At 33.0% G+C, this 9,111-nt stretch carries 10 protein-coding genes; 9 read left to right on the top strand and 1 reads right to left on the bottom strand.

Annotation, left to right across the window (positions count from 1 at the left end; translation table 11 throughout):
- Nucleotides 1-71: 71 nt before the first annotated feature.
- Nucleotides 72-1,409 carry a DEAD/DEAH box helicase gene (locus tag PSU83_RS13120; protein ID WP_300590009.1) on the bottom strand — a complete coding sequence of 446 codons (1,338 nt, stop codon included), beginning with the start codon at nt 1,407-1,409 and terminating at the stop codon, nt 72-74.
- 395 nt (nt 1,410-1,804) lie between these two features.
- Between PSU83_RS13120 and PSU83_RS13115 the strand changes: the two genes are divergently transcribed.
- The 9 genes from PSU83_RS13115 to PSU83_RS13075 are packed head-to-tail and all read left to right on the top strand — an operon-like array spanning nt 1,805 to nt 8,880.
- Entirely contained in the window at nt 1,805-2,416 is a 612-nt protein-coding gene (locus tag PSU83_RS13115; protein ID WP_300590008.1) for a TetR/AcrR family transcriptional regulator, read from the top strand.
- A gap of 3 nt (nt 2,417-2,419) precedes the next feature.
- On the top strand, nt 2,420-3,247 hold the full coding sequence (locus PSU83_RS13110) for a TolC family protein (RefSeq protein WP_300590007.1): 828 nt from the start codon (nt 2,420-2,422) through the stop codon (nt 3,245-3,247).
- An 18-nt stretch (nt 3,248-3,265) separates the two neighbouring features.
- Nucleotides 3,266-3,670 carry a TolC family protein gene (locus PSU83_RS13105; RefSeq protein ID WP_300590006.1) on the top strand — a complete coding sequence of 135 codons (405 nt, stop codon included), beginning with the start codon at nt 3,266-3,268 and terminating at the stop codon, nt 3,668-3,670.
- Between the two features lie 26 nt (nt 3,671-3,696).
- A complete protein-coding gene (locus tag PSU83_RS13100) occupies nt 3,697-4,575 on the top strand; it encodes an HlyD family efflux transporter periplasmic adaptor subunit (protein WP_300590005.1) in 879 nt (292 codons plus the stop codon).
- 50 nt (nt 4,576-4,625) lie between these two features.
- Entirely contained in the window at nt 4,626-4,910 is a 285-nt protein-coding gene (locus PSU83_RS13095) for a hypothetical protein (RefSeq protein WP_300590004.1), read from the top strand.
- A complete protein-coding gene (locus tag PSU83_RS13090) occupies nt 4,910-5,827 on the top strand; it encodes an ABC transporter ATP-binding protein (RefSeq protein WP_300590003.1) in 918 nt (305 codons plus the stop codon). Before PSU83_RS13095 ends, PSU83_RS13090 begins: the two co-directional genes overlap by 1 nt.
- Nucleotide 5,828: 1 nt before the next feature.
- Nucleotides 5,829-6,563: an ABC transporter ATP-binding protein gene (locus PSU83_RS13085; RefSeq protein ID WP_300590002.1), complete on the top strand. Its 735-nt coding sequence runs from the start codon at nt 5,829-5,831 to the stop codon at nt 6,561-6,563.
- A gap of 29 nt (nt 6,564-6,592) precedes the next feature.
- Nucleotides 6,593-7,699 carry an ABC transporter permease gene (locus PSU83_RS13080; protein WP_300590001.1) on the top strand — a complete coding sequence of 369 codons (1,107 nt, stop codon included), beginning with the start codon at nt 6,593-6,595 and terminating at the stop codon, nt 7,697-7,699.
- 59 nt (nt 7,700-7,758) lie between these two features.
- Nucleotides 7,759-8,880 carry an ABC transporter permease gene (locus PSU83_RS13075; protein ID WP_300590000.1) on the top strand — a complete coding sequence of 374 codons (1,122 nt, stop codon included), beginning with the start codon at nt 7,759-7,761 and terminating at the stop codon, nt 8,878-8,880.
- Nucleotides 8,881-9,111: the final 231 nt, after the last annotated feature.

Here is a 9,111-nt window from a genome sequence, read left to right as displayed (position 1 = left end):
ATTTACAAAAATGTCGCTTAACTTAAACTGTAATTTTTATTTGCATATCCAACTTTTTAAATGAAAATTCTTTATTTCATTTTTTGCCTTTTCACCGGCTTTTCCCCTACTTCGTTTTTGTTCTGCATTAAATAATTAGCCAATAGTTTTTCAATCAATTCATCTTTCGTCAAATGGTGAAATACGGTTTTTATTTTATTTTTTAATTCTGCATCAACCTCATGATTGGGTTTCGTTTTAAAAATTTGTTTTGCCCATAAAAGCGTATTATTTTCTTCAATACTGAGCGCACTTGGTTTTTTGAACTCGGTAAATTTTATTCCAAGTTCTTTTTCAAAATCGGCAATTTGTGTGACTTCTTCTTCTTGAAGTACGGTTAATGACAAGCCCTTTGCTCCTGCTCTGGCCGTTCTTCCACTACGGTGCACATAGGCTTCGTAAACATCCGGTAAATGATAATTGACCACATAGGAAACTTCTTTTACGTCAATTCCCCTCGCAGCCAAATCGGTTGCAACCAAAATATTGATATGACCTTCACGAAATTGTTCCATGATGCGATCTCGAATTCCTTGGGTCAGACTTCCGTGCAAAGCCCCAGAAGAGAAACGGTTGATGGCTAAATTCTTTGCTAGTTTATTGACTGCAGCTTTCGTTTTGCAGAATATAATACCGCGCTCACCTTCTTTTGAATTCAAAAAATGCATTAATACATCTAGTTTTTCAATAGGATCAACCACAATATATTCGTGAATGATTCCTTGATTTCCTACCGTTTCCATATTAGCACTCACTTGAACTACATTTTTATTCAAATAGTTCTGAATTAATTGCTTTATTGTTCCCGGCATAGTTGCAGAGAATAAAAGTGTTTTATGTTCCTTTGGTAATTCTGCTACAATTTCATCCAGACTTTCTTTTAAGATCGACACCATTTCATCTGCTTCATCAAGCACTAGAAATTTAGTTTCCTTAAGATTTACCGCTTTACGCTGAATTAAATCGATTAATCTACCGGGCGTTGCCACAACGATATGTGTTGGTGCTGCCAATCGCTCTATTTGCGGCTTTATCGGAATTCCTCCGCAGGTTGCAGCAATAGAAACTTCTGGAAGATATTTTGCAAAATCGGTTAAATTTTTAAAAATTTGATGTCCTAATTCCCTTGTAGGAACTAAAATAACAGCTTGAATTGTCGTTGATGTTGTATCTATTAATTGTAAAATTGGCAATCCAAAAGCAGCCGTTTTACCAGTACCAGTCTTTGCAAGTCCAACCAAATCAGTTCCATTCGCTAAAAGTAACGGAATTACTTTCTCTTGAATTTCTGTAGGTTGTGAAATTTTCAACTCAGTAATAGCTTTTACGATAGGTTCTGAAATCCCTAAATCAGCGAATTGCTTTGACATTTTTCTAATTTTTATTATTATTTTATGACACTACATACTATTTCTAAATTATAATTTTAAAGTCCAATAAATCAACTTTAACAATTATAGTTTAACATCGTTTATCAAGCAAAGATATGTAAACCGAATAGGTTATTATTTATACTCTTTACATAAAATCGTAATTTGTTATAAAGTATTCAACTCTAATTATATTATAGTATTTTATGATTTACAAGTTTGATTCATTTAATTTCAATACAAGTAAACTCAATTCATAGCTAGTAAATTCGGTTATCAGAGTATAAAAATAGTGATACACATATTAACCAATTCAAAATAAACAACAAAAAAGATTTTTGTTGGAATTTTTAAACTAATTTTGTTAACCAAATGGTTAAACCATGTAATTAAAAATGGAAAAGTTAAAAACAGAAAATACGGAAATTGAAATATTAAACGCTGCAAAAGAAATATTTCATCAAAAAGGTATGGATGGAGCACGAATGCAAGAAATTGCAGATAAAGCCAAAATAAACAAAGCCTTGCTGCACTATTATTACAGAAGCAAACAACTTTTATTCGAAGCAGTTTTCAAAAGTGCTTTTGGTCTATTGGCACCACAATTAAATAATATTCTCAACGATGACAGTGATTTGTTTGAAAAAATAACAAAATTCACTAATAGCTACATCTCATTTGTAATTAAACATCCGTACTTACCCAATTTTGTAATTCAAGAGCTAAATAAAAATCCAGAATTTGTACTAAAACTGCGTGCCGAAAAACACTTTCCCTCGATAGATAAATTCAAATTACAAGTTGCAGATGCTATAAAACAAGGCACTATTAAACCCATTGAAGCGGAACAATTATTTATCAATATCATGGCTTTAAATATTTTTCCTTTCATTGGCGAGCCACTATTAACAGCACTTATCAATGTGGATAAAAAGAGATATAATGAGATTCTTTCGAACCGTAAAACGGAAGTAGCTTCTTTTATTATTAACGCTATTAAAATTTAAATAATGAAAAATAAGTTAGTCCTACTAGTCCTTTTTCTTATACCCCTAATTGCAAAGGCGCAACAAACAGTAACCTTAGATGAATGTTATGCTTTAGCGAATATTAACTATCCGCTAGCAAAGCAGAATAGCTTATTAACCCAAAAAACAACCTATGAAATTGAGGGTCTCAATAAAGGTAAACTTCCTAAAATTGATCTCAATTCACAAGCAACATATCAATCAGATGTCATCGGATTACCAACTGGACTTCCGGGTGTATCGCCTTTAAATAAAGACCAATACCGAACATCATTAGAGCTAAATCAACTCCTTTACAATGGTGGAGCAATTGATGCCAGTACCAAATTAAAAGAAGCGCAAACCAAAACGCAACAGCAACAACTTGTAGTGAATTTATATCAATTGAAAAGTCGAATCAATCAATATTACTTTTCTATTTTATTGCTTCAAGAAAAGAAAGCTTTATTAGTCTCTAAAGACGAATTGTTGCAGTCCAAAGTGCAAGAAGTTAAATCAGGAGTTAAATTTGGCGCGATTCTACCCGCATCAGAATTGATTTTGGAAGCTGAAATATTAAAAATTAATCAGCAATTAACAGAAATAAAATTTGAAAAAATAAAAATGCTGCAGAATCTTTCCGAATTAACTTTTACAAAAATTGATTCGGAAACCGTTTTAGTGCAACCTAGTTTTCCCTCTGATTCTACTGAAAGTGTAAGGCCTGAAATAGCTTTTTTTGACTTACAAAATAAACAGATTGATTTTTCTAAAAACACAATTTCCAAGTCAAATTTTCCTAAAATAAACGCTTTTGGTCAAGCGGGCTAAGGAAATCCGGGATTGAACATGTTGGATAATTCATTTCAAACATTCTATATCGTAGGGTTAAAAGCCAACTGGAATGTCTTTGATTGGGGAAAAAATAAAACAGACCAAGAAGCCTTAAATATTTCCAAAGAGATTGTTCTGTCTGAAAAAGAAACATTTAAACTGAACAACAAAATGCAATTACAAGAAATGGAAACCGAAATCACTAAGACACGAGAGCTCTTACAATCAGATACGGAACTAATTGCTTTACGAGAAAAAATTATAAAAACATCAAATGCCCAAATGAAAAATGGCGTGATTACTACATCCGAATATCTCGTAGAATTTACCAATTTGTTCGAATCAAAAAACAATCTAAAAACGCATGAGGTGCAATTGGCTCTAGCTAAATCAAATTACGAAATAATCAAAGGGAAATAACTAAAGTCTCAGAAAAAATCTTTAAAATGAAAAAAATAAGCATATTGATTCTAGCAACAATAGGATTAATTTCCTGTTCTAAAAATAACGACCGAGCCGATGGTTACGGAAATTTTGAAGCAACTGAAGTTACCATTTCATCAGAAGCTTCTGGAAAAATCGAATTTCTTAAAGTGGAAGAAGGAGAAATTTTAGAACCACAAACACAAGTCGGTTTAATAGATACGTTGCAATTGTATTTAAGCAAACAACAACTAACTGCTTCTAAAAATACCGTTTCATCCAAATCGGCAAATGTGCTGTCACAAAAAAACGTTTTGGTAGAACAACTTAAAACGGCTCAACTAGAGAAAGCTAGAATCCAGAACATGTTTACTGAAAATGCGGCAACCCAACGTCAAGTAGATGAAATTGATGGAAAAGTCAAAGTCATCGAGGAGCAAATAAAAAGCGTCGGCACTCAGAATGCACCAATAATTAATGATTTAAAATCAATTGATGTGCAAATTGAAAAAATCACCGATCAAATTCAAAAAAGCAAAATCACAAATCCAATAAAAGGAACGGTTTTAACTAAATATGCTGAGCCTGGAGAAATAACTGCCTTTGGAAAACCTTTGTATAAAATTGCCAATATTTCAGAAATGACATTACGTGTTTTTGTGAGTGAAACTCAATTGCCGCAGCTAAAAATCGGGCAAGATGTATCGGTTAAAATTGATGGATTAAAAGACATGAAATCTTTTAAAGGAACTATTTCTTGGATTGCTTCTCAAGCTGAATTTACGCCAAAAATCATCCAAACCAAAGAAGAAAGAGTCAATCTGGTTTATGCCGTCAAAGTCAAAGTCAAAAACGATGGAAGCCTGAAAATTGGAATGCCGGCCGAAATGTGGATTAAATAATAACAAGTAACAATGCAACATTCATTTATAACCTTTAATAACTATTTCCAATGAATTTAAAAGACTTACACACCGAAGACAAAGCGGTTCAAACCTATGTGTTATTTGAACCAACTGAAAAAGTGATTTCCATGCAAATTGCAAAAGGAGAACAACTAAAAGAACACTTCACAAAAATTCCGGCCTTATTGGTTTGTATTTCTGGAAACGCTGTATTTAGTAATGAAAATGGTGACGTTATCAATTTACAATCTGGCGTTTATGTGAATATTGAAGAAAATATAAAACACAAAATAGATGCTATAGAAGAGAGCAACTTTCTATTGATAAAATAATGAGCATATCCGTTAAAAACATATCAAAATCGTACAAAACAGTAAAAGCAGTGGACAACATTTCTTTTGAAGTGGCCGATGGCGAATTGTTTGGATTAATTGGTCCCGATGGTGCCGGAAAAACTACACTTTTCAGAATTCTAACTACGCTTTTAATAGCTGATGAAGGTGCTGCAACTGTGGCTAATTATGATGTTGTAAAAGAATATAAGTCCATTCGGAATTCAGTTGGGTATATGCCCGGAAAATTTTCGTTGTATCAAGATTTAACCGTGGAAGAAAACCTTAGTTTTTTTGCAACGATATTCGGCACTACAATTGAAGAAAATTACGATTTAATAAAAGACATCTATGTTCAGATTGAGCCATTCAAAAAACGTAGAGCTGGAAAGCTTTCGGGTGGAATGAAGCAAAAATTAGCCTTGTGTTGTGCGTTGATTCATGCACCAAAAGTTTTGTTTTTAGATGAACCCACGACTGGTGTTGATCCTGTTTCTCGTAAAGAATTTTGGGAAATGCTTAAACGTTTAAAGCAAAAAGGAATAACAATTCTAGTTTCTACGCCTTATATGGATGAAGCGGCGTTGTGTGATAGAGTTGCGCTCATTCAGGACGGAAAAATTTTAGAAATTAATACGCCGAAAAATAGTGTAGCCAATCATAAAAAAATCATATATGATGTCAACACATCCGATACTTATAAATTAATTCAGGACTTGAAAAAATACCCAAGTAATCGCAGTGTATATGCTTTCGGTGAATACATCCATTACACGGATACTCAAGCCGAATTTGATCCGAATGATTTAGAGCTTTATTTAGTACAAAATAACCACAAGCAAATTGAAATACATCAAGCAGAAATTACTATTGAAGATGTTTTTATGGATTTGGCCGCTTCAAATAAAGTAAACTAATGTGGAAAAAGAAAAGATAATAGAAGTAAGAGATTTAACCAAAGAGTTTGGCGATTTTACGGCGGTCAAAAGCATTTCTTTTGATGTCTATAAAGGCGAAATTTTTGGATTTTTAGGAGCTAATGGTGCCGGAAAAACAACGGCCATGAAAATGCTTATCGGAATTTCTAAACCCACTTCTGGTTCAGCAACAGTCAGCCATTTGGATGTTTTTACACAAGCAGATGAAGTAAAAAAAAACATTGGTTATATGAGTCAAAAGTTCTCTATGTATGACGATTTAACCATAAAGGAAAACATCACTTTTTTTGGAGGTATTTATGGCTTGAGCAAAATGCAAATCAAAGAAAAAACTAAAATCCTCTTAGAAGATTTAAACCTTCAAGAAGTAGCCAATCAGTTGGTTGGTTCATTGCCATTAGGATGGAAACAAAAGTTAGCATTCTCGGTAGCTTTATTGCACGAGCCTAAAATTGTATTTTTAGACGAACCAACAGGCGGCGTAGATCCAATTACCAGAAGACAATTTTGGGAACTAATTTATGCTGAAGCACACAAAGGAACTACCATATTTGTTACCACACATTATATGGACGAAGCTGAATATTGTGATCGTGTTTCGATTATGGTAGAAGGCGTTATTGAAGCCTTAAACACACCCAAAAAGTTAAAAGAACAATTTAAAGTGAATTCGATGAATGAAGTATTTCTGAAAATCGCCCGTAATGTCGAATAGCTACAAACAATTTGTAAATAAACTATAAAATGAAAAGATTCATCGGTTTTGTAAAAAAAGAATTCTACCATATTTTTCGGGACAAACGCTCTATATTTATCTTGTTTGGAATGCCAATTGCCCAAATTATGCTTTTTGGATTTGCCATTACCAATGAAATCAATAATGTAGATATCGCTGTTTTAGATAAATCAAACGATGCAGAAACAAAGCTAATCATCAATAAAATAAATGCTTCCAAATATTTCAACATAGAAAAAGAAATAAGAAATGAAAATCAAATTGAATCCGTTTTCAAAAAAGGAAAAGTAAAAGCAATTTTAATCTTTGAACCCGATTTTGCTAAAAACCTGCAAGTCCAAAAAAAGGCAAACGTACAAATTATTTCAGATGCAACCGAGCCCAATACTGCGAATACAATCACAAACTATACGCAATCGATCATTCAACAATACCAGCAAGAACGAAACAACGGAATAGAAAATCCATACCAAATTCAGGTACAATCTCAAATGTATTACAATCCTGAATTGAAAAGTGTTTTCAACTTTGTACCTGGCGTCATGACCATAATTCTAATGTTGGTTTCAGCAATGATGACGTCCATTTCAATCACGCGAGAAAAAGAATTAGGCACCATGGAAATTTTATTAGTTTCGCCATTAAAACCATTTCTAGTCATCATCGGAAAAGTTTTTCCCTATATATTCTTGTCTATAATCAATGCGATTATCATCATTGTTCTAAGCATTTTCATCTTTAATGTACCCGTTGAAGGAAGTTTAGCGCTGCTTGGAATGGAAAGCATCTTATTCATTATAACATCCTTAACACTTGGTGTTTTTATTTCCACAATATCAGAAACCCAACAAACCGCATTAATGATATCGCTAATGGGTTTGATGTTGCCTGTAATTCTATTATCAGGATTTATTTTTCCTATAGCAAGCATGCCTTTACCGTTGCAATATATCAGCAATATTATTCCGGCTAAATGGTTTATTTTGATACTGAAAGGTATCATGTTAAAAGGGGTCGGTATTGCTCATTTATGGAAAGAAACTGGAATTCTTATCTTAATGGCATTAGTTTTTACGGGCTTAAGTATCAAAAACTATAAAATACGATTAGAGTAATTTTTACATTTTTTTTAATAGAACAAAGGCACTCGTACAATTCTAAATTTGGACTGAAAATGAAAACAATTTTATACATTATTCAAAAGGAATTTAAACAAATAATGAGGAACAAAGGAATGTTGCCCATCATATTTGTATTGCCGTTGCTTCAACTTTTAATCCTTTCTAATGCAGCCACTTTTGAAGTTAAAAATATTAAATTTTCCTATGTAGATCATGACAAATCAACTTCTTCAAAAACTTTAATTGACAAATTCAAAGCTTCATCCTATTTCACTATTTCGGGAGATTATGCTTCAAAGAAATTGGCTGACGAAGCAATGAAAAATGGCGAGGTAGAAGTGATTTTAGAAATTCCAACCCATTTTGAGAGAAATATAATAAAGAACAAAAAAACAGATTTAGCAGTATACATCAACGCTATTGACGGTGCAAAAGCTGGTGTTGAAAACGTATATATCAATCAAATTATTAAAAGTTACAATCAGGATATTCTACTATATGCCTATCGTCAGAACAACCAGCAGCCGCAACAAATGAACGTAATCACGATTCCTTCCTTTTGGTATAACACAACTTTAAATTACAAAACATTTATGGTTCCAGGTATTTTGGTGCTTTTAATAACGATGCTCACACTCTTTCTATCAAGCATGAATATTGTCAGAGAAAAAGAAATCGGCACTCTCGAGCAGATTAATGTAACGCCCATTAAAAAGCACCAATTTATAATTGGAAAATTATTCCCATTTTGGGTTTTAGGAATGGTCATTCTAACGGTCGGTTTGATTATAGCAAAAGTCATTTTCAATGTTCCTATAGTGGGAAACATTGGGCTTATTTACTTATTTTCAACAGTATATTTATTAGTCGTTCTCGGCATGGGGCTATTGATTTCAAACTATACCGATACACAACAACAAGCTATGTTTATCGCATGGTTTTTTGTCGTTATTTTTATCTTAATGAGCGGATTATTTACCCCTATTGAAAGCATGCCAATATGGGCTCAAAAAGTAACTTTATTCAATCCAATTCGGTATTTTGTAGAAGTAATTCGCATGGTCATGCTAAAAGGGTCTGGATTTTCAGACATCTTTCCGCAGTTCATTATCATTAGCGCTTATGCAATTATAATGAATGGATTAGCCGTTTTGAGTTATAAAAAAACGAATTAAAATCAATTAGTTTGTTTTTTAGAAGCAGACCAATAGTGCTTCTTAACAACTTCCGTCCCGCTATCCGTTACAATCTCTGCGAGGATTTCCACTCCTATCGGGGCTAGTAGTCACGAACATCTTTCTATCCTACATAAAAAAAAGGTTCCGATTAAATCGGAACCTTTTTTTTATTTAAGTTTTATCTCTTCAGTGTAAAGTGCGCTTTGAATTGCTTCATCACCGATTGCT

The organism is Flavobacterium sp., assembly GCF_029945805.1.
Taxonomy (GTDB): Bacteria; Bacteroidota; Bacteroidia; order Flavobacteriales; family Flavobacteriaceae; genus Flavobacterium.
The sequence above is the reverse complement of the archived record's forward strand: the minus strand, read 5'-3'. Positions and strand labels throughout refer to the sequence as shown.

Bases quoted from the DNA above. Each gene is read 5' to 3' on its own strand.
- PSU83_RS13120 (WP_300590009.1), bottom strand. From the start codon at position 1,409: ATGTCAAAGCAATTCGCTGATTTAGGGATTTCAGAACCTATCGTAAAA.
- PSU83_RS13075 (WP_300590000.1), top strand. From the start codon at position 7,759: ATGAAAACAATTTTATACATTATTCAAAAGGAATTTAAACAAATAATG.
- PSU83_RS13090 (WP_300590003.1), top strand. From the start codon at position 4,910: ATGAGCATATCCGTTAAAAACATATCAAAATCGTACAAAACAGTAAAA.
- PSU83_RS13095 (WP_300590004.1), top strand. From the start codon at position 4,626: ATGAATTTAAAAGACTTACACACCGAAGACAAAGCGGTTCAAACCTAT.
- PSU83_RS13110 (WP_300590007.1), top strand. From the start codon at position 2,420: ATGAAAAATAAGTTAGTCCTACTAGTCCTTTTTCTTATACCCCTAATT.
- PSU83_RS13115 (WP_300590008.1), top strand. From the start codon at position 1,805: ATGGAAAAGTTAAAAACAGAAAATACGGAAATTGAAATATTAAACGCT.
- PSU83_RS13100 (WP_300590005.1), top strand. From the start codon at position 3,697: ATGAAAAAAATAAGCATATTGATTCTAGCAACAATAGGATTAATTTCC.
- PSU83_RS13080 (WP_300590001.1), top strand. From the start codon at position 6,593: ATGAAAAGATTCATCGGTTTTGTAAAAAAAGAATTCTACCATATTTTT.
- PSU83_RS13105 (WP_300590006.1), top strand. From the start codon at position 3,266: ATGTTGGATAATTCATTTCAAACATTCTATATCGTAGGGTTAAAAGCC.